At 30.6% G+C, this 21,615-nt stretch carries 15 protein-coding genes; 4 read left to right on the top strand and 11 right to left on the bottom strand.

Translation table 11 applies throughout. The annotated features are described in order from the left end of the window. Nucleotides 1-290 precede the first annotated feature (290 nt). The 3 genes from typA to AC1RPH_RS05730 form a co-directional block, all read right to left on the bottom strand. Entirely contained in the window at nucleotides 291-2,138 is a 1,848-nt protein-coding gene (gene typA, locus AC1RPH_RS05740; RefSeq protein WP_481761702.1) for a translational GTPase TypA, read from the bottom strand. A 165-nt stretch (nucleotides 2,139-2,303) separates the two neighbouring features. Continuing rightward, a complete protein-coding gene (locus AC1RPH_RS05735) occupies nucleotides 2,304-3,077 on the bottom strand; it encodes an inositol monophosphatase family protein (protein ID WP_481761701.1) in 774 nt (257 codons plus the stop codon). A gap of 12 nt (nucleotides 3,078-3,089) precedes the next feature. Next, entirely contained in the window at nucleotides 3,090-3,368 is a 279-nt protein-coding gene (locus tag AC1RPH_RS05730) for a UPF0223 family protein (RefSeq protein ID WP_481761700.1), read from the bottom strand. 238 nt (nucleotides 3,369-3,606) lie between these two features. Between AC1RPH_RS05730 and def the strand changes: the two genes are divergently transcribed. Continuing rightward, the gene (def, locus tag AC1RPH_RS05725) at nucleotides 3,607-4,155 is read left to right on the top strand and encodes a peptide deformylase (RefSeq protein WP_409022787.1); all 549 of its coding nucleotides are present in this window, start codon (nucleotides 3,607-3,609) and stop codon (nucleotides 4,153-4,155) included. Between the two features lie 75 nt (nucleotides 4,156-4,230). Here the strand turns inward: def and AC1RPH_RS05720 are convergent, their stop codons facing one another. Next, nucleotides 4,231-4,710: a hypothetical protein gene (locus tag AC1RPH_RS05720; RefSeq protein WP_409022393.1), complete on the bottom strand. Its 480-nt coding sequence runs from the start codon at nucleotides 4,708-4,710 to the stop codon at nucleotides 4,231-4,233. A gap of 229 nt (nucleotides 4,711-4,939) precedes the next feature. Here AC1RPH_RS05720 and AC1RPH_RS05715 point away from each other — a divergent pair, with 229 nt between their 5' ends. The 3 genes from AC1RPH_RS05715 to AC1RPH_RS05705 all read left to right on the top strand — a co-directional run bounded on the left by AC1RPH_RS05715 (nucleotide 4,940) and on the right by AC1RPH_RS05705 (nucleotide 7,897). After that, entirely contained in the window at nucleotides 4,940-5,158 is a 219-nt protein-coding gene (locus AC1RPH_RS05715; protein ID WP_409022392.1) for a DNA-directed RNA polymerase subunit epsilon, read from the top strand. Next, a complete protein-coding gene (gene rnjA / locus AC1RPH_RS05710; protein ID WP_409022391.1) occupies nucleotides 5,155-6,831 on the top strand; it encodes a ribonuclease J1 in 1,677 nt (558 codons plus the stop codon). The genes AC1RPH_RS05715 and rnjA overlap by 4 nt, the downstream gene beginning before the upstream one ends. Before the next feature lie 118 nt (nucleotides 6,832-6,949). Continuing rightward, on the top strand, nucleotides 6,950-7,897 hold the full coding sequence (locus AC1RPH_RS05705; RefSeq protein ID WP_481761699.1) for a diacylglycerol/lipid kinase family protein: 948 nt from the start codon (nucleotides 6,950-6,952) through the stop codon (nucleotides 7,895-7,897). Between the two features lie 42 nt (nucleotides 7,898-7,939). On the opposite strand, the gene recD2 is transcribed toward AC1RPH_RS05705, so the two are convergent. From recD2 to dptF, 7 genes are all read right to left on the bottom strand, one after another. Further along, nucleotides 7,940-10,399: an SF1B family DNA helicase RecD2 gene (recD2, locus tag AC1RPH_RS05700; protein WP_481761698.1), complete on the bottom strand. Its 2,460-nt coding sequence runs from the start codon at nucleotides 10,397-10,399 to the stop codon at nucleotides 7,940-7,942. 15 nt (nucleotides 10,400-10,414) lie between these two features. Then, nucleotides 10,415-11,074 (bottom strand): tetratricopeptide repeat protein, encoded by a 660-nt coding sequence (locus tag AC1RPH_RS05695; RefSeq protein ID WP_481761697.1) that lies wholly within the window; start codon nucleotides 11,072-11,074, stop codon nucleotides 10,415-10,417. A 9-nt stretch (nucleotides 11,075-11,083) separates the two neighbouring features. Then, complete coding sequence (locus tag AC1RPH_RS05690; protein WP_481761696.1) at nucleotides 11,084-11,740, bottom strand: histidine phosphatase family protein; 657 nt, start codon at nucleotides 11,738-11,740, stop codon at nucleotides 11,084-11,086. A gap of 106 nt (nucleotides 11,741-11,846) precedes the next feature. Then, nucleotides 11,847-12,986, bottom strand: coding sequence for a tRNA 2-thiouridine(34) synthase MnmA (gene mnmA / locus AC1RPH_RS05685; RefSeq protein WP_409022386.1), 1,140 nt, complete (start codon nucleotides 12,984-12,986; stop codon nucleotides 11,847-11,849). 126 nt (nucleotides 12,987-13,112) lie between these two features. Further along, nucleotides 13,113-18,413 (bottom strand): helicase HerA domain-containing protein, encoded by a 5,301-nt coding sequence (locus tag AC1RPH_RS05680; RefSeq protein ID WP_481761695.1) that lies wholly within the window; start codon nucleotides 18,411-18,413, stop codon nucleotides 13,113-13,115. Further along, nucleotides 18,394-19,719, bottom strand: a complete 1,326-nt coding sequence (gene dptG / locus AC1RPH_RS05675; protein ID WP_481761694.1) for a DNA phosphorothioation-dependent restriction protein DptG — start codon at nucleotides 19,717-19,719, stop codon at nucleotides 18,394-18,396. The genes AC1RPH_RS05680 and dptG overlap by 20 nt, the downstream gene beginning before the upstream one ends. Continuing rightward, nucleotides 19,719-21,590, bottom strand: a complete 1,872-nt coding sequence (gene dptF, locus AC1RPH_RS05670; RefSeq protein WP_481761693.1) for a DNA phosphorothioation-dependent restriction protein DptF — start codon at nucleotides 21,588-21,590, stop codon at nucleotides 19,719-19,721. The genes dptG and dptF overlap by 1 nt, the downstream gene beginning before the upstream one ends. Nucleotides 21,591-21,615 lie beyond the last annotated feature (25 nt).

Below are 21,615 nucleotides of genomic sequence, written 5' to 3'. Positions count from 1 at the left end.
GAGCACACTCCAACACAAAATCTACTTCACGAGAAAAACGAACAATTAAGTATCAACTACTTCTTAAAATGTAACATAACCAAGCTAGTAAAATGTATTTCGCTGTTTCCAGATAAATTTATTTATTTTATCTACATTTTCTTGCAAAGTGACCATCACATTTTCTTTAGAAATGTTGTTTTTCATCGATTTTATTCTCTCGTGACTCCTAATAGTATACCATATTACTATTTATCATGATTAAAAAAAAGAGTTGAAAATGAACTTAATCATTTTCAACTCTTTTTAAATTAACCTTTTTTTGAATCTGTTTTATGTTGTTTTTGAGCTTTTTCACGCATATTTGTATCTAAGATACGTTTACGTAAGCGTAAATTATTTGGTGTGATTTCTAATAATTCATCCGTGTTCAAGAATTCCAATGATTCTTCAAGAGTAAGAATAGTTGGTTTCTTGATTGAGGCTGTTTGATCTTTATTAGAAGAACGAACATTACTCATAGCTTTTCCTTTAGTAATATTTACAGAAATATCACGTTCACGGCTACTTTGTCCAACAACCATTCCTTCATAAATATCAGTAGTAGGTGTTACATAAATTGTTCCACGTTCTTCAATACTCATAATTGAATATGTTGTAGCTTTTCCTGAATTAATAGAAACTAATGCGCCATTACGACGACCAGGTTCCCAGTTACGGATAACTGGTTTGTATTCAGAGAAAGTATGATTTAAGATACCGTATCCACGAGTCATTGAAAGGAATTGTGAATCATATCCAATTAAACCACGAGTAGGAGCTGAGAAAGTTAAACGAGTTTGGCCGTTATTACCGGTCTCCATGTTAATCATTTCACCCTTACGTTGAGCCATTGTATCAATAACACCACCAGAATATTCATCAGGTGTATCGATTTGGACGCTTTCAAATGGTTCTTGCATCTTGCCTTCGAATTCACGGTAGATAACTTCTGGACGTGAAACTTGAATTTCATAGTCTTCGCGACGTAAAGTTTCAATTAAGATTGATAAATGTAATTCTCCACGACCTGAAACAACCCAAGCATCTGGAGAATCTGTATCTTCAATTTTCAATGAAACATCAGTATGCAATTGTAATTTAAGACGATCTTCCATCTTTCGAGCAGTAATGTTTTTACCATCTTGTCCAACAAATGGTGAATCATTCGTTCTGAATGTCATTTGTAGTGTAGGTGGATCAATACGCATTAATGGTAATGCTTCTTGATGATCACTTGGTGTTACAGTTTCACCAACGAAGATGTCATCCATCCCTGAAACTGCAATTAAATCACCGGCTTTAGCTTCATTAATTTCAACACGATCTAAACCGAAGAAACCAAAAAGTTTTGAAACACGGAAGTTTTGAACTGAGCCGTCAAGTTTAATAACAGAAACTTGATCACCAACAGCAATTTTTCCACGGAACACACGACCAATACCAACACGACCAACATATTCATTATAATCCAACATTGAAACTTGGAATTGTAATGGTTCGTCACTGTTATCAACTGGTGCAGGAATTGTATTTATAATTGTTTCAAAAACGTCATCCATAGAATGTTTTTGAGTTTCGATATCTGGATCCATACTTGATGTACCATTGTATGCACTAGCATAAATAACAGGGAAATCAAGTTGTGCTTCATCAGCACCTAATTCAATAAACAAATCAAGAACTTCATCAACAACTTCTTGTGGACGAGCACCCATACGATCAATTTTGTTAATAACAACGATTGGTACTAATTGTTGTTCTAAAGCTTTTTTCAAAACAAAACGTGTTTGAGGCATTGTTCCTTCAAAAGCATCAACGACAAGTAAAACACCATCAACCATTTTCATGATACGTTCTACTTCACCACCGAAATCGGCATGTCCAGGTGTATCTAAAATGTTAATTTGTTTGTCGCCAACTCTAACAGCAGTATTTTTTGATAAAATTGTAATACCACGTTCTTTTTCAATATCATTTGTATCCATGGCACGGTCACTAATTTCTGAATGGCCATCCAATGTATCTGATTGTTTTAATAATTCATTAACTAATGTCGTCTTACCGTGATCGACATGGGCGATAATCGCAATGTTACGAATGTCATCTCTTGTTTTCAAGTTTGTTCTTCCTTTCGTTGGAGCCTTAATATTTTTACGAATAATAACTACAGTTCACTATTATAGCAGACAATTAACACACTTACTAAAAGTTTTCATACTTTTTCATAAATAAATCGCATAAAAAAACTGCGACTTGTTAGTCACAGCCACAACGCGATTCTACTAAAAACTATTTAGTAGTTTTAAAATGTCCTCTTGTGCGTTTTCCGTTGCTATTAATACATCTGCTGATTGTAACATATCGAGCTCTAACCCGTCAATTGTTTTCACGGTGATACCAAGAGTTTCCGCCAATATTTTACCGGCTGCAAAATCCCATGGTTTTAAGTGAGAAACATAACCAATTTCTTGTCCACGTAATATGTGAACAAACTCAATACCGGCACTTCCATAAACCCTAGCACCTGAACTATGTTGAACAATTGATTGTAAATGCTTATAGTCCATCATTAACATAGGTGAGCTACAACCTAGCAAGCCATCCTTAAGTGCTATATTTTCAGGCTTTTCAAGTTTTTTATCGTTGGCAAAGACGCCCCTATCTGGCCCACCAGAATATAAAACATTATTCATTACATCCATAATGAATCCCAATTTTCCAATACCGTTTTCATAAATACCAATCATAATCGCGAAATGATCTTTCTGTTTGACAAAATTCATTGTGCCATCAATTGGATCAACAATCCAAACAGTACCATCTAAATTTGTTACATCATCCCCAAAACCTTCTTCACCTAAAATTTTGGCTTTCGGATCAAAGGTACGAATTTTGTTTACTAAAAATTTTTCAGTCTGTTTATCCATATTAGTTACAAGATCAACTCGACTACTTTTTGTTTCAACAGACAATGGATTTCCAAATGCATGAATAATATTTTCACGTGCCTCTGTCAGCCAACTTTTAACCTGATAATTAACCTCATCAATATTCAAATCATAACCTCCCTATTGGTTAATTTTAATAACGTCCCTTGTACTCTCTCTTGCAAATTTCATTGTACGATAAATACTAAAACCTGATTCATCTTCGTACGATCTGCCTATTTGTTTTTCCTCCATTTTGGAAGGAACAATTTTTTTAAACTCACGATAATTATAAAGCAATTCTTCTCGATCAATACCTGTAGAATTTGCTAATTCTATTGCTTTATAGAATTCACTGACAGAGATAATTTCTTCAGTAGTCCAATGTGCTTCTAATGGGTAATCAATTTTATTATTCATAATTTAGTGTGTTAAACTCCCTTTATTTTTACTTTATTTAATTATTGAATTAATTTTCAACTAATACTTTCAATATACTTGAAAGTAATTACTATGTTTCATTTTACAGCAATCCATTAAAAACTAAAAGAAATGAAACATAACTATTAATTTTCAAATGGCCTACAGATATGATTATTTTATGCTACAATGTACCGTAGAATATTAATTTGGAGGTACTATTTTGATTAAAATAACAATGAAAAATATCATTCGTGAAGGTAATCCAATTTTACGAAATCGTTCAAGCGAAATGACTTTTCCGCTTTCAGATGATGATAAACAACTCGCACATGATTTAATGGAATTTTTAGAGAATAGTCAAAATGAAGAAATAGCTGAAAAATATCATCTACGCGCAGGTGTTGGCTTAGCAGCTCCGCAATTAGCAATTTCTAAACGAATGACTGCTGTCTTAATCCCTGGCCCAGAAGGTGAAGAGCCCACACTTAAACAAGTGTTAATTAATCCTACTATTTTAAGTCAGTCAGTTCAAGTTGCTGCACTTTCAGAAGGTGAAGGTTGCTTATCAGTTGATAGAGATGTCCCTGGATATGTGCCAAGAGCTGATCGGATTACACTTCGTTACTTTGATATCGAAGGTACACAACATAAAATCCGCTTGAAAAATTATGAAGCAATTGTAGTCCAACATGAAATTGATCATTTAAATGGTATATTATTCTTTGATCATATTAATACTGACAAACCATTTGCTATACCGAACGATGCTATTATGCTTGAATAAATAACTAAAGAGTTTCTCCAATAATTAATTTATTGAAGAAACTCTTTTTATTTCACTTTAAACATACTGTTTGAACTATACCTTTTTTAAATCTTTAGTATACATAATTGTCTCAACATTAACCAAATGTGCTACCTCTAAATGTAAAATACCGTCTAAATACCAAAGATCTGTTACTTCAAATGCCGATTTTGCTTCGACACTTTTTTTAACCAGGTTCATCATTTCAAATTCTTCAAATAAATTGAAAAAAATGTTTCTTATTTTCCCGATATTCTCTTCTGAAGGAGACTTCATCTGAAATTGATACTCAAATACCATGACCCTCTTACCCCAAACCTTTGAAACAATTTCTGTAACCCTTAGTATTTCAGAATTAATACCATATTCATTACCATGTAGTCTATTTAAAGCAAATTCAACCGCATTATCTGTAATAAGTTTGCTTTTATTTTTAAGAATAGTAATCTGTCTATTTCTTTTCAGACGGTTATAATTTAAAATTATGATGATCATTAAAACCACTACAGTCACTATTTTAACTACCAACCACATTTATAAAACACCACTCTTCCTTATACGATAACTTTTCATAATTATAACATGTCTGTTAAATTTTATCCTTTATAAGTCTATTCAAATCGGTCTATTCTATACTTAAATAATAATATATGATAAAATATAAATTATATGTTGTGCAGACAACCCCCAGTTCGGTTTCTAATTTCCATTTCAAATCATTTTAACCAAAATGATATCAATTTAATTTAAAGGAGTTTTACAAATGATTTTTAAAGTTTATTATCAAGAAACACAAGATAGAAATCCACAAAGAGAAGAAACAAAATCACTTTTCCTTGAAGCAAGTTCTGAAATTGAAGCTCAAAGTATTGTTGGTCACCAAACAACACATAACATTGAATTCATTGAAACATTATCAGATAAAGCTTTAGCATATGAAAAGGAAAACCCTACATTTAAAATGACGGAGTTTTCTGAATGAAAAAGATAAATGTTAAAAATAACGAGACTGGTGTTTTTGCAGTCGGCGGATTAGGTGAAATTGGTAAAAATATGTACGGCATCCAGTTTCAAGATGAAATTATCGTCGTCGATGCAGGAATCAAGTTTCCGGAAGATGAGTTATTAGGAATTGATTACGTTATTCCTGATTTTCAATACTTAGTTGCCAATCAACAAAAAATTAAAGCATTAGTTATCACCCATGGTCATGAAGATCATATTGGTGGTATTCCCTATTTATTAAAACAAATTAATGTCCCAATTTATGCTGGACCATTGGCTTCAGCATTAATCAAAGGAAAATTAGAAGAACACGGGTTACTTGCCACAACAGAAATGCATGAAATTGAAGAAGATACTGTTCTTAAATTCAGAAAAACGAGTGTGTCGTTCTTTAGAACAACTCATTCAATTCCTGATACTTTAGGTGTCGCAATCAAAACGCCATCTGGTAACATTGTAGTCACTGGGGACTACAAATTTGATCTAACACCTGTTACTAATCAGCCGCCCAACCTTCAAAGAATGGCTCAACTTGGTGCTGATGGTGTACTTTGTCTACTATCTGATAGTACAAATGCAGAAATTCCTAATTTTACAAAATCAGAAAGATTCGTTGGTAAATCAATTCGACGAATTTTTGAAAAAGGTGAAGGCCGCATTATCTTTGCTACTTTTGCTTCAAATATTTCCCGAGTACAACAAGCTGCTGAAGCTGCTGTTGCCAAAGGCCGTAAAATCGCTGTCTTTGGACGTAGTATGGAGGCAGCAATTGTTAACGGACGTGAATTAGGATACTTAAATATTCCAGATGATGCCTTAATTGATGCACGTGATATTAATTCATTACCCGCAAATGAAATTTTAATTTTATGTACGGGATCACAAGGTGAACCAATGGCAGCTCTTAGCCGTATCGCTAATGGGACTCATCGTCAGGTTTCTATTCAACCTGGTGATACTGTTGTTTTCTCAAGTTCTCCAATTCCTGGTAACACAATCAGTGTAAACCACGTTATTAATGAACTTTCAGAAGCTGGAGCAACTGTTGTCCATGGTAAAGTAAATAATATTCATACTTCTGGTCATGGTGGCCAAGAAGAACAAAAATTAATGCTCAGTTTGATGAAACCTAAGTATTTCGTCCCTGTCCATGGTGAATATAGAATGCTTAAAATTCATACTGGATTAGCTGAACAAATTGGCGTTCCAAGAGAGAATAGCTTTATTATGGAAAATGGTGATGTCTTAGCTCTAACTAGTGATTCTGCTCGAATTGCTGGTCATTTTGAAGCTGATGATATTTATGTCGATGGTTCAGGAATTGGTGATATCGGTAGCGCTGTCCTAAATGATCGACAAGTCCTTTCTGAAGAAGGCCTTGTTGTTGTCGTTGCAACGATTGACATGAAAAAACATGAAATTCAAGCAGGACCAGATTTATTATCTCGTGGATTTGTCTATATGCGCGAATCAGGAGAATTAATTAATCAAGGTCGTCGTCGCTTATTCCGTGTCATGAGTCGCTTATTAAAAAATGATAAAATTACAGAAGCCATGATTAATGATGCAATCGTTGATGACTTACAAAAATTCTTATATGAACAAACTGAACGTAAACCAATGATTTTACCAATGTTAGTTATCGTTTAACAAAAATAGCTCAATATTCTAATTAGAATATTGAGCTATTTTTATATAATCAAAATTTATCTTTAAATCCTTTTAAATTTTAGTTATAATTATTAGTATTAATTAAGGAGGGAAGTTCATGAATCAATATTTCATTATCGTTAATGAGTCTGCTGGAAGTGGTCGTGCTAAACAAATTTGGCAATCTATTGAAAAAAAATTAATTTCTCAAAATGTCTATTTTAAGGCCCATCTGACAGACTATATTGGTCATGCTTCCCTTCTAACGGAAAATTACGCCAGACATTATCACCCCATCGAAACAGACAATAATCAAATTATACTAGTTATTGGCGGCGACGGTACTTTAAATGAATGTATCAATGGTGTTAAAAATGCGAACACATTTGATATCCCAATTGCCTATATTCCTGCAGGATCAGGAAATGATTTTGCTCGAGGTGTCGGTATCCCCAAATCTCCACTTGTAGCTCTTGAACAAGTATTAAACACAACTTCACCTAAACTATTAAACTTAGGTGTCATGCACGAATTATCACGGCATGAAAAAAAATACTTTATAAATAATGTTGGCGTAGGTTTCGATGCGCAAATAGTAAGTATCGCAAATCAATCAAGTTCAAAGAAACTATTGAATAAACTTCATCTAGGATCGCTTACTTACTTAAGCGCCCTATTAGGAACTTTATCAAGACAAGCTGCATTTCCCATAACTGTCCGGGTGAATGGCCATCAAGAATTTTATCAAAATGCCTTTCTTGTAACAACATCAAATCATCCCTACTTTGGTGGCGGTGTTCCAATTTTACCAATGGCAGATCCGACAAAAAATAATTTAGACTTAATTATCATTGAAAAACCTAGTGCACTAAAATTAATCTATCTAGCCATTTTACTGAAATCTGGTAAACATATTAACCAAAAAGGTGTTCACCATTTTACATCAGATAAAATTAAACTTTCCGTTGACTCTTTAGAGTACGGTCAAATGGATGGTGAAGACCTAGGAACCCGTTTCTTTGAAATTGAGTATAGCGTCTTATCATACCCATTTTGGATTAACTAAAAAGCCTATATATCTCATTTAATTGAGATATATAGGCTTTTTCTATGGTCGGCTATTCTCCATTCCAATCATTGGATCAATTGAACCATCCATAATATTGTCGTTAGTTAAAATAAATTTTTCAATTAAAGTTGGAACAGGCGGAGCTATTTTAATAGATTTTTTAGCTAGTTGGCTCTCTTTAATCGAATCATCAACTTTTTTAATATCACCATCAAAAATCTGTTCAATTCGTAATAATAACGTTGTTTTTCTATTGGCTGATTCATTCTCAACACATTCTTCAAATGATTTTTCTTCGCCAAGCAAAATCAATAACTGGCTAGCACGGGTAATTGCGGTATACAGTAAATTACGTTTAAGCATTCGCTTATACTGCGAAACCATTGGCAAAATAACCATTTTAAACTCACTACCTTGAGACTTATGAATAGATGTGCAATATGCCAAAGTTATTTTTTGCCATTCATTTCGCCTGTAAGTCACTTCTGTTTGATCAAAAGCAATAACTAGTTCGTCTACCTTATCTTCGCTATCTTTGGCCAATGTAATTCCTACAATCTTACCTATATCTCCATTAAAAACATTATTTTCAGGACTATTAACAAGATGTAACACCTTGTCACCAATTCTAAATTTTTGATCTCTAAAAAGTACTTCTTTTTGTCTACTATTTTCAAGTGGATTCATAATATTTTGTAACATTTCATTTAAACGATTAATTCCCGCCGCACCTCGATACATTGGTGCCAGAACTTGAATATCACTTGAAGTGAACCCTTTATTCTTAGCTCGTTCAACAACCTGTTTAATAATTGATTCAACTTGAAATTCACGACTCGCGAAAAATGAACGATCCTTTTGATTCTGTGTAAAATCAGCAGGTAATTCACCTTTTTTTATTGAATGTGCGAGTGAAATTATTGATGACCCATCACCTTGACGATAGATATCCGTTAATTCTTTTCGCTCAAGATAGTCACTTTTCAATAAATCATAAAATGTTTGCCCAGGACCAACAGAAGGCAATTGATCTTTATCACCTACAAAAATGACTTTCATATCTGTAGGTATTGCATTCATTAATGTATTCAATAAATACGTATCAACCATCGACATTTCATCGATAATTAATAAGCCACCTTCTAAATCTTTCGTTTCAACATCATTATTCGATTCTCTTCCAGTTAGTCCTAAGAGTCTATGGATTGTACTGGCAGGTAATCCAGTCGTTTCAGTCATTCTTTTTGCTGCTCGCCCAGTAGGTGCAGCTAAAAGAATAGGAAATGTTTGTCCTTCTCCATAACTACTAAGATCGAGCGAAAAGTCATTTAATTCCGCAAATAACTCCACGATACCATTAATAACGGTTGTTTTACCCGTTCCTGGGCCACCTGTTAATAAAAATATCTGTGAATTCATAGCCGCCCTAATGGCATTAATCTGTGACTCACCATAATTCATATCAAGTTTTTTTTCAATCTTACGAATTGCTTTATCAATATCTTTTTCTGCTAACTTACCTTTTTCTTGCCCCGATGAAAGTAATCTTTTTAAATGTTCAGCAATTTGGTATTCTGCATGATACAGATTTTTTAAATAAATACGCTGTTCATCACCGACAACGAGTCCTGATTTAGCTAAATTAATGAGTTCTTTTGAGATTGCCTCAGGGTTTATTCTGACTCTTCGACTACTCTCTAATAATCGTAAAGATGCTTCCAACAACGGCTCTGCAGTCGCATAGGTATCGCCATCTTGTTGACATAAATCATTGATACTTTGCAAAATACCTGCTTGTATTCGACCTGAAGAATCAGCTGCAAATCCTAATTCTCCAGCAATTTGATCTGCCTTTTTAAAGCCAATATTTTCAATATCATTTACTAGTTGATATGGATTTTCTTGAATAATTTCAAGGGTTTTTTCTTTATAAGTTTGATAAATAGTTGCGGCTAATTGACTACCAAATCCAAAACCATTTAATCCAATAATAATTTGTTCCATCCCATTATTTACTCGAACAGTCTCTAATATTGTTGTTTTCTGCTTGTTTGATAATTCTAATGAATCAAGTACAGTATCATCTGCTAATATTTTATCAATTGTTTTCGTTCCTAACTTTTCAACAATTGATTCCGCAGTCTTTTTCCCAATCCCTTTAAATTCTGAGCCAGATAGATAGGTAATAAGCCCCATTTTTGAAGTAGGTGTTTCATTTTGATAATTACTCGTTTGAAATTGTTTCCCATATTTGGGATGCTCAACTTGTTGACCATAGAAGCGGTACGTAGATTCCTCTTTAATGTCAGCAAAATTACCAGTAACAACAACCTCATCTTCAGGCCATTCCAAATTACTTTCAATACTGTGAATTAGAATCACTTTATAAAAACTATCTTGGCTTTGAAAAAATATGGTTGCAACCTTACCAACCAAGTAAGCTTGTGTTTCATCACTTTGAGGATCATCATTAAATAAATTTAGTTTCTGAACAACCATTATTTCACATCCTCTTTATTTATCACGTAATTTTATAAACGATTCTATTTCACTTAATCTTTGTTTTTGTGCCTCAAAATAGGCCTGATTGGCTATTTTTGAACGATCAAAATAAGTATTGAATTCAATTCCTAAAACCATATTAGCTAAGCCTCGTTGAAAATTAGCCTTTGCATTATTTTCATCTATTTTAAGAACTAAGTCATAATATTTACCAGCATTTTCAAACTGACCCAATGCTAAGAAAATATCGCCAATTAATTCGTTGGCGTCCATATTTTTAGGATTTATTTCTTGAGCCGTAATCGCAAATACTAATGCTTGTTGATACAGCTCTTGAGCCATATATGATTGTGCTAACATTAAAAAAGCTGTTTCTTTCAACTTTTGATTAGTTACTTTTTGAAATGATTGAATTGCTTCAGAATACAGTTCTGCCTCGTAAAACACGTTACCAAGACCATATTGTAATAAATCAACTTGTTCATTTTTCTCATCAAAATATCCAATAGCTTTTTTATACAGTTCTTCCGCCTGAGGGTAGTCTTTTACTTTTGTTAAATAACTACCTAATTCATAATAAGCCGTTTGATTATTAGGTTCTTTTTCAACCTTTTCAACTAATTGATGAATAATATGTTTTGATTCTGCTTCTTTTTCTTCTCTCTTACCCATTATTACTCCTTAAACGACATCACTTTCATCGCGTATTCTATCCAAATAACTAGTATCATTCCATTTAACTAATTTAAATTCGGTTCCATTTTGTGTTTCCAAAATAGTCGTACTAGTATTCGATAAGCCACCTTGTTTACGGAAGTCTTTCAGCGGTACTCCTAATAAATCGTGAATCAAGGCACCAAGCGCCGCACCATGACTAACAATGATAATATTTGCATCTATTTTATTTTGGTCAACAATTTTTTTAATTGTTGGAACCATCCGCTTTAATAAAGCTTGAAATGTTTCGCCATTAATATTTTTAGGATCATATTTATCGGGATGATTACGGAAGGCATCGAGTTCCTCAGGATACTGAACAGCCACATCTGTAAACTTCATGCCTTCCATTTTCCCTAAATGAAATTCTTCTAAGTTATCATTCAAAATAACATCCAAATTTTGGTTTAGGCCTGTATTAATTAAATTTGCTGTGTCCTTTGCACGCTTAATAGGACTTGAATAAATAGCATCAAATTTTATTGATTTAAGTGCTTTGATTAATTGTTGTATTTCTATGTAACTTTGTTCAAGTAAGGGTGAATCTCCATTCGCACCTTGGTATCGTCCCTCAAGATTCCATTCTGTTTTGCCATGTCGAATAAAATATATATTAGTCATCAGTCAATAAGACCCCTTCGTTTTTTCATCTCTATTATATTATGCCACAAATATAAAAAGGCACAAACAAAATATTTGTTTGTGCCTTAACTATTATAAATTCAATTTAAACATATTGTAATTGTTTTGATCCCTCAGTTGACTTTTTAAATGCAGCGTCAATGATACCACTACCTAAGCATTCTGCGCCATCGTAAAAGACAACAGCCTGTCCAGGTGTAATAGCACGTACTGGTGCATCAAATTCAACTGTAGCTTCTGTACGGTCATCATTTAAATGAACCGTCACACCAACATCAGTTTGACGGTATCTAAACTTAGCAGTGATATGGAAATCATTGCCAAAGCGATCGATTGGTGCCATAAAACTTAACTCTGATGCTTCAAGATAATCGGCATAAAGTAAATCATTATGGTAACCTTGTCCAACAATCAATGTATTTGTTGCTAAATCTTTACCTACAACGAACCAAGGATCGTTACCTTCACCCGTACCACCAATACCAAGACCTTTACGTTGACCAATTGTATAATTCATAAGACCATAATGCTCGCCCATTTTTACACCGTCAACAGTCATCATATTACCCGTTTGTGCTGGTAAATATTCACCAAGGAACTTTGTAAAGTTTCTTTCGCCGATAAAACAAATACCTGTTGAATCTTTTTTCTTAGCAGTTGAAAGTCCAGCTTCTTCAGCAATTCTTCTAACTTCTGGTTTTTCAATGTTTCCAATTGGGAACATAACTTTTTGAATTTGTTTTTGTGATAATTGACTCAAGAAATAAGTCTGATCTTTGTTACTATCATCCCCACGTAACATATGCATAATACCGTCAGCATCTTGCTCAACTTGTGCATAATGTCCCATTGCGATGTAATCAGCATCAAGTTCCATAGCATAATCGAAAAATGCTTTAAACTTAATTTCTTTATTACACATCACATCTGGATTTGGTGTCCGACCCTTTTTATATTCATCCAAGAAATATGTGAATACGCGATCCCAATATTCTTTTTCAAAATTAACGGAATAATAAGGAATTCCAATTTTGTTTGCTACTTTAGCAACATCTTTGTAATCTTCTGTTGCAGTACAAACACCCATTTCGTCCGTATCGTCCCAGTTTTTCATGAAGACACCAACTACATCATAACCTTGTTGCTTTAATAAATAAGCAACAACTGATGAATCGACGCCACCACTCATCCCAACAACGACACGAGTTTTACTATTATCTGGCATACTATCACCATCATTTCAATTAGATTCTGAAAAAATCTACGATTTGAAGGTCGCACTATTTCAGTAAGTACTATTATACCAATAATATATACTAATACAACCCTAGTGTGTCATAATTTACTTTACTTAGTTTATACGATCATCAAATCCACTTATTTTAATAGATTCTATTCGTGATACCACTTGATTGGTACCATTAAGCATAGGCCCTTTAATAATACTTTCGCCTTTTTGTAAATTAGATAAAAGATATTGATATTGTTGATTACTGTCTTTATCTAAAGATAGCGTGTTCGCAATAAGTTTAACTTGGTCTTCCAATGGTAAAAAATTAACTTGCTCAGATGCATTATAGACACTACTGATATCACCCTTAATAGCTGATATAGATTGAGTTGCAAAAATTCCTGACCAACCGAATTTTCTTCCTTCTTTTAAAATTTTAACAGTTGGAGAGTTATCTTTAAAATTTAAATTTTGTATTTCATCAAGTACCACTGGAATTGGATTTTCTTCTGTATTTCCAATACTTTGAAGATAATTAAACAAATCCCAAAGTACAAATTCAGTAATAACTTTTTGTATATCATGTTGAAATCCTTTTAATTGAAAAATATGAATAGTTCCATCTTTATTTAAATATGACTCCCAGTTTTTGGAATCTTTAGTATAAGTGAAAGGATTTGAACTCAATAACATATCTAGTCTACCTACTATTTTTAACCCATCCTTGAATTCATCTTCGTCACTTAATATATTTTTTAAATGTAAAAAGGTAAATGATTTACCGTTTCTTGCATAACCATCACTTATTGCAGTTTTCAATGAATACCTTTGCTGAGTGCCTAACTCAAAAACGTTATCTAACATTTGAGATACTCGGTCTGCCATATCATTTACATCTTCAGTAATAAAGGTTCCACCACCATAATCTATTTCTTGAAGATTAAATGGATTTATAGGTAATTTATCCCCCGCTTTAACTAAGTGAAATTGAATTTTATTATCATGTCTCATTTTGCTAACAAAATTTTTATCCAATTGATTTTCCAAAAATCCATCAGTATAATCAACTACCAAACTATTAATATTTTTATTAGCCAACTCATACAGTAATGTTTGAACAAAGTAAGTCTTCCCCTGCCCAGACTTACCCGTAATAATCATGTGCCTATTTGAAAGCCCTGGATTTCCATACTCCCAATAAGCTTCATCAACACTACCTTTTTTAACGCCTAATTTAATTCTAGTTTTTTCAGAAAATGTATTTTCAGGATATTCTATTTCAAAATCAGAAAGTTCATTTATATTCGAATATTGACTTTGACTTTCATTTATACTATTTATAGATTTAATTTCGTTGTTATCTTCAAAATTTTTTTTATCCTTATTTTCACAATATTCATAAGCTGACTCTGTATCTAATTCTTTGTTTATAATAATATTTTTTCCTTTATCAGTATCGATAGTTTCTTGATAACTATCATCATGCAAAATATTTTTTAAAAGGCTTTCTTCCGGAAATCCCAATTTTCCACTTTTAATTTCTGAGATGATTTCATTTAATCCCTTACTTGCATAAATGTATGCGTCACCCTCAGGAAGTTTAATTTCAGTTATATTCTTACCGCCTAATTCCTTTCTAAGAATTCTCCGACTATCATTTCTATCACCAAATGAAACAATGAAAGCCTTGCCATAATATTCGTTTAATTCATTTGAAATTATAAAATCATTATTCAATAACTTATCATCATTATCTTGAATTTTTTTATATAGTTCTGCATTTATTAACTTGTTATTAAACATTTTTTTTAGATTAGCTAAATATATTGTCATAAAAAAATTACGGTAATATTCGGATTTAAATTTATTTTCATCCCTCAGCGCCTCATTTATTGTTTCTGCCGTATTAACCGCCTGCAACGTTGCCTTAGATATAACATCCGAATGGTTCTGTCCAACTTTAACTTCGACAGGAAACAAATGAATTTTTAAATTTTCTCCTACTTCAACACCCATGAATAACAGATCATCACTTGTAGCTCCTGTCATTCCTAGATTTTTTGCTGTAAATAATCCTTCTTTTTGGCTCATGCCAACCATTCCAGAAACTCTTAATATCTCTTCTAGCGATATGGGCACCCAAATAATATTCTCAGTTTCTAAAATACCCATTAATTCTTTATACGCCGAAATAATACTTAACTTTTCCCTCACTATATTGTGATTCGTTTTATCTCCGATAATTTTTAGAAGCCATTCTCCATTAATAATGTTAAATGATTTAATAATATTTAAACTTGTTTCTTTATTTTTAATTATAGTTTTGTCATATCTTTCTATCTTATCATTGATAATTAAACTATATTGTTCAATTTGGTTTGTAAAAGTTATTGACTCATAATTTGAAGTGTTACTTTGATCTGTATAATGAATAATATATAAATCATTACGTTCCGAAAAATAATCCAAACTGATATCTGGATCCAATAACGTTACCCAATTACTATTTTCCATAATATTCGTTAATATATCATCAAAATGACCATCTTCACTTTCAAAACTTGGAATGTTATTTACATTCGTAATTCCTGCTTGATAAACATTTGTTTCCGCATTGTTGGCTACACTAAATGCATTCCAATCATACATAAATTTGATCAATGGCCGATGTAAATATTTTGAATCCATATTTACACCGAATCCTTGTATAAACATTTTTTTATCAAGACTATATTTTTTACCACTTATTAGACCGCCTAAAGTATAATTCATTTCCAGCTTATCTGATTTAAAACTATTGGCATTACTCTCGACATCCATCTTATAAAATGAAACATGACTATATGGTTGTCTAACAAAATTATGATAAATATTAATCCGCGATTTTAATACTTTAATTACGTCTTCATTAGCATAATCATTAATTTTATCTCCCATAAATTTTTCAGAAAATAAATTTTCAAAATCAGCTGCCGTTATAATTTGATTAAATTGGTCATATATTGGATTAAGAATTTTTTTATCGTTATTTATATATAAATTAACAGGATGCATATTTTCTAATTTAAACCCTTGTTTAGTATTTTGAAGCTGTTTTAACATAAAATCAATCGTACTCTTTAATATTGTTTTATCATCGTTAATATTATGCATTGAAGCATTTAATGCATAATCAGAACTTACTTCAAAAAGATAATGAAAATGCTTATAAAAATCTAACATTCTAGAAGTAATAATATTTCTAGAAATCGCTGATATTTTTGATTTTTTAAATTCATTAAAGAATAACCATCTAGGCGAACTATCATCAAAATTTGATTTTAATAGTCCCCCATTTTTTGATATATATGGAACTAATCCACTTGGATTTAACGTTCGAATAAAATTTTCAGGTATAGATTGAAATTCTGTCCTTTTTAATAACTCTAGTTGATATTTAATCAATACTGGATGTAAAGGTGTATAAGCTATTTCCCCATCGATTTCTACTGTACCCATTTTATATAAATCTTTTAATTCCAATGTAAGTCTTTCTTCGGAGATTTGATTAATTACTTCATCAAAATCATCACAATATTTATTAAGAGCTTTCAATAATTCTTGATCAAAATAACTTAAACTTAAAATAGTATTTCTTTCTTTTAATAGCTTACAAATAAGAATATAGTCTATTCTTATTTGTTCAGGTATCTGAACTTCAATACTAGTGACAATTGAATCATCTATTTTTGCATACAATATTTGTTGTTTAATAATATCTACTTCATAATTCAACAACTTCTTATTTTCACTAAAGACATAATATTTTTCTGTACCATTAATTATTTTAGCCCCATCAAAAATTAAACTTTCATTAGCCTTACGCCTATTTTTTTCTATAAACAAACCACTTCTGGGAACCGGCTTCTGACTATTATCTAAAATTGAAAATGGTATTTCAATGCCTTCATTAACTAGCTTAAATTCATTCTCACTTTCATCTGAATCAATATTTTCAAAATTAATATTTACACCCACTTCATCTGAAATAGGAATTACATTATATTTAATCTGATCATAATCAACCTCATCAATAAAATCTGTACCACCAATTATATAATTTTTTTCGTATTCTAACTGAATCTCCATCTTAGATTTAGTTATTTTTACACGATAACTCGATAATATATTATTAAATATGTCTTGAGAAAATGGTAAATAAATTATTTGAAATGTATATTTCTGTGCCTTTGAATGTTCATATGAGGTCTTAATTCCATATATATCCATCACATTGAAGTCGTTTACAATAATTTTTAAATTATTACCATCTGCAGTAAATTCAGCAGATTTCCCATCAATTATATGGCTCTTACTTTTATTAATTCTTGATGCCTTCACAGAATCATCAAAAGGAAGTTTTATTATCAATTGATTATTTTCATGATTAATATTATTTTTAAATATTAAAATAAATCTGTTTTTGTACTTAACAGAATTTTTATTTTCACCATTTTCTCTACTTCGGTCATATATAATTAAATCAGGATTAACTTTATTTATTTTATCTGATTGATAAATAATTGTATCTTTTCTTAATTCTTTTAATTTTTCTTTTCCTCTTTTTATTTTTGAAAAATCGACATCCATCCAAATATCCTTTTCTTTCAACATACTCATTGATTCTAAATCTGCTTGCGTGTAGTTAACTATTTTATCTTCAACAGTATTATATTCTTGCCAACCACCAATCTTTTGAAAATCTTGCTTATTTTCTCTTAATCTTTTTTTAATATTATCAGCATCATACGTTTGTATTTGTGTATCATAAAAATAACCCATATTTTTATAGTCATCCGGAGTAATCTCTGATTTTTCTAAAATTGAAAAAATACTGGCAAAATCTAATAATGTTAAGTTCATTGAATCTTCCAAAATTATATTCTTTTTAAACTCTTCTAATACTACTTGGTTAGCGTCCGATAACCCGGACTTTTCTATTTCACTTTTTAAATCGTGTTTAATTTTATCAACAGAAAAAGGCCCATTTCCGTGACTAACATTCATGGCTCCACCCGATATACTGTCAAGAATTTCAGTACACACGATAAAAAGTGCCGTATTTCTCCATATGTCAGATTGTAAACTAACCCTATTTCTAAGTGTTACTAAAAAATCTGAGTTCATTTTATCTGTTGCTGCAACAAATAATATGTTAACACCATTTATATTTACCACTTTACCATGGAACTGCACGTCCTTTTGATCAATTACAAAATCTTCAGTAGAAATAATATCATTCATTTCAAATGCATTATAGAATCTAACAACTTCATTATTTTGATCTAAATTCAAATAATACCTGCTACCAGCACTAATATTTTGGGTTTTAAACCATTTAAATAACCGTTCGATTAAAAATTTATAATATTGGTTTGACATATTGTGCATCCCCGCTATCGCTTAATTTTTCAAGAATATTCATTTTTTCATATGTTTCTACTAATTTTCTTTTAGAAATATTATCTAATGAAATTCCTCTATTACTCATTTCGGTAATAACATCTTTAACAAGCATTTTTTCTGAACCAACTATACCCGCTGTAATCACCAATACAGTATCATCAGTCATGTTTAAAACATTTCCAAGTCTACCACGTCTTTTTACAAAATATTTTACTGCTATTGCTTCAAAAGATTTAGAAAATCTAGATTTAGTTTCGTCGGATAAATTTTTTGTTAATTTTAATTTTAAAAGTTTTATATTATCCTTTATATTATTTTCAGATGACATGCTTATATCATCCTCCAAAAACTCATTTAAAAATTCACTTAAATTATTTCTAAGTTCTATTGAATATTCAAAATTTATATCTGTTAACTGAAATAAACTATAAAATTTTTCACTAGGAACTAATAAATTTAAATAATCTAATAAATCAACGTTAACTAACAAATCAGTTGCGTTTTCTTTAACTTGAGCATAACCTCTATCATTTGTTGGTCTTGAACCTGATATTTTTTCCGTATCAAGTGCAAAAAAAATATTTTTTTTATTAAACTCATCGAAGGTTCCAATATTCATTATTATTTGACTAATTATGAAAAAATAATAGTAGCTAAAAAATGTATCAATATTTTTCATAAAAAATGTTGTATTTTTCATAAAATTGTTCAAATCATGATTAAAATAATCTAAGAATATACTTTGGTCACCAATTGAAACAAATTTTTCTTTTTTTATATTATTATTAGTTAGTTCATGTAAATTTTCTATAATAATTTTTTCATAAAGATTGTGCTCATCTTTTTTATTTATAAATTCAATCCACATATTATTTTTCTCTAGCTCAAGTGTATAATTTAAAAATGCTGCAATCTTTAATTCTCCACTTGAACTTTTTTTTTCGTTCGACTTTTTATACGCCAGCAACTTGGGAATATAAATTTCATCAAGTGCCGAATTAGAAAATAATTTTAAAAATTTATCTTTATTACCTATTTTAGATAAATCAAAATCATCACTTATATCCTTATCAAAGGATTTAGTATCCTTTGATATCTCACCTTTGTTAATGCTAATCCTTGCTAAATTACCTATAATTGGTGCAAATCCATTTTCAAATTTTGCTCTCTCTGGCTCACGGGTCATAAACGGTAATAATTGTCCTGATTTATGATGATTATTTTTTATCTTTCCTTTATCCATTTCCAAATGTTTTTTTAAATTTTCTAATTCAATAGACATTATATTTTCACCTCTGATACTTCATAATCAATCCCATTATTCTCTATTTTATATAGATATCCATCATTTATATTACCAACAATAACAGTTTCATTGTTATTAGTATTCAGTAATATGTTAAATACAAAATTGTTAAAATTCATTGCCTCTGACCGTTCAATATTAGAAATAACATATCCATTATGAATTTTTGTCAATAGCACATAATCTTCAAAATCTATTTTAACAAAATATTCAGCTTCATTACTTGTATCTTTAAAACACATATTAATTTCAAACTTGTTAATTTCAAAATCTACATAGTTTAATCTTAATGGCACTGCAACTCTAGTTTTTAAACTCAAATTATTTATAAACGCGAATCCTTTTACAGTTTGACCGTTCCACCGTAATACATTGCTTTGTATCAATTTTGCCAACTCTTTAATTTGTCTTACATTTTTTGAAAGAATACTTAGAAAAGAAAAATAATTTTCATTATCAAATAACTCATTTTGATAATCTAATAAAAATTGAACTCTAAGAAATGTGTTAACTCGAATTTTATGTCTATCCGTATCTAATTTACCAACAGATTCTATAACTTTTTGAATTGCTCTTTCATTATCTTCAATTTTATCTTCAATTTTATCAACATACTCATCATCATAGTTGTATACCTCAACATTAAATTCATCAATTTTTTTATTTGAATTTCGTGATGGATCAAGAAAATAAATAGCTTTTAATATCTCAGACTTATTTTGGCTTTCAAATAATAAATAAGGTAAATATGATGTGTAATTACTTTTAATTTCCTTTGCTGGTATAATAATATCGTGAATAAAGTTCAATACATCTCGAGTGGAGATGATTATACCATTAGAAACTTGAATTCTTATCAATAAATATTTAATTGCTTCTTGGACTTTCTTATTTAAGAACAGCTCATAATTAATATGTTCAACTTTATCATAGCCATTTTCTAAATCATTTCTGTAAGCATTATAAAATGGATTATTTTCTTCTTTTAAACATATTTTTTTAAAAATTTGATCATAATATAAGCTGTTCACACCCGTCTCATCAATTTCAAAGTTTGCATTATTAAAAAATGAAATCACTGATACTTTTTTATCTTCTATATTTTCCTGATTATTTTTTTCTATATTACTCAATGCAATTGTAATTTCACTTAATGTCGAATCTGACTTTATTTTATGAAGTAATCTCTTAACTACCCCTAAATTAATAGCAATAATAACATGTTTATAACCTTCAATTTCATTCTTATTCTTTGTGAGAATATCCATTAACGAATCAATAGATGATAAATTAGGATTAATGCTTTCCGTTGCATCATTATGTATATATACTTTATTTTTTTTAAAAATATCAAAATATTGATTATTCATGTAAGATAATAGATGCGATTTTCCATCTCCTACATTTCCTACAATAAAAGTTAAAGAACTTTTTTCTCTCTGTATTTTATTAAGAATTATCTTCTCTAACCTATGTTGTATTTCTCGTTCTACGTGCATATATTCATTAAAAGCACTAAAATCACTTGCATCAATTACAGAATCTTTTGCTTCAAATGATAATTTTTTTAACATCTGTGCCAGAGCAGATTCTGTTATATTTTTATCTTTCTTAAATACATCAAAATATTGGTGTATTTCTTCTAACTTATTTATGTCATGAGTAATTGCAACTATTCTAAGTTTTTCAAAATCAATATCTGAAATTAACTTCTTACTTCTTAATTTCAATCCCAAACTATACAAATCATCTAACGAGAATTCTACCTTAGACCCTTCAAAAGATACTTCAAATTTTTTAATCAATATTTTATATAATGATTCTGCTTTCATCAAATATAAATCCATTATTTCATCTCCTATTGAATATAGT

It is taken from the genome of Dellaglioa sp. CoH-57-MRSF-16, from assembly GCF_056782055.1.
The sequence above is the reverse complement of the archived record's forward strand: the minus strand, read 5'-3'. Positions and strand labels throughout refer to the sequence as shown.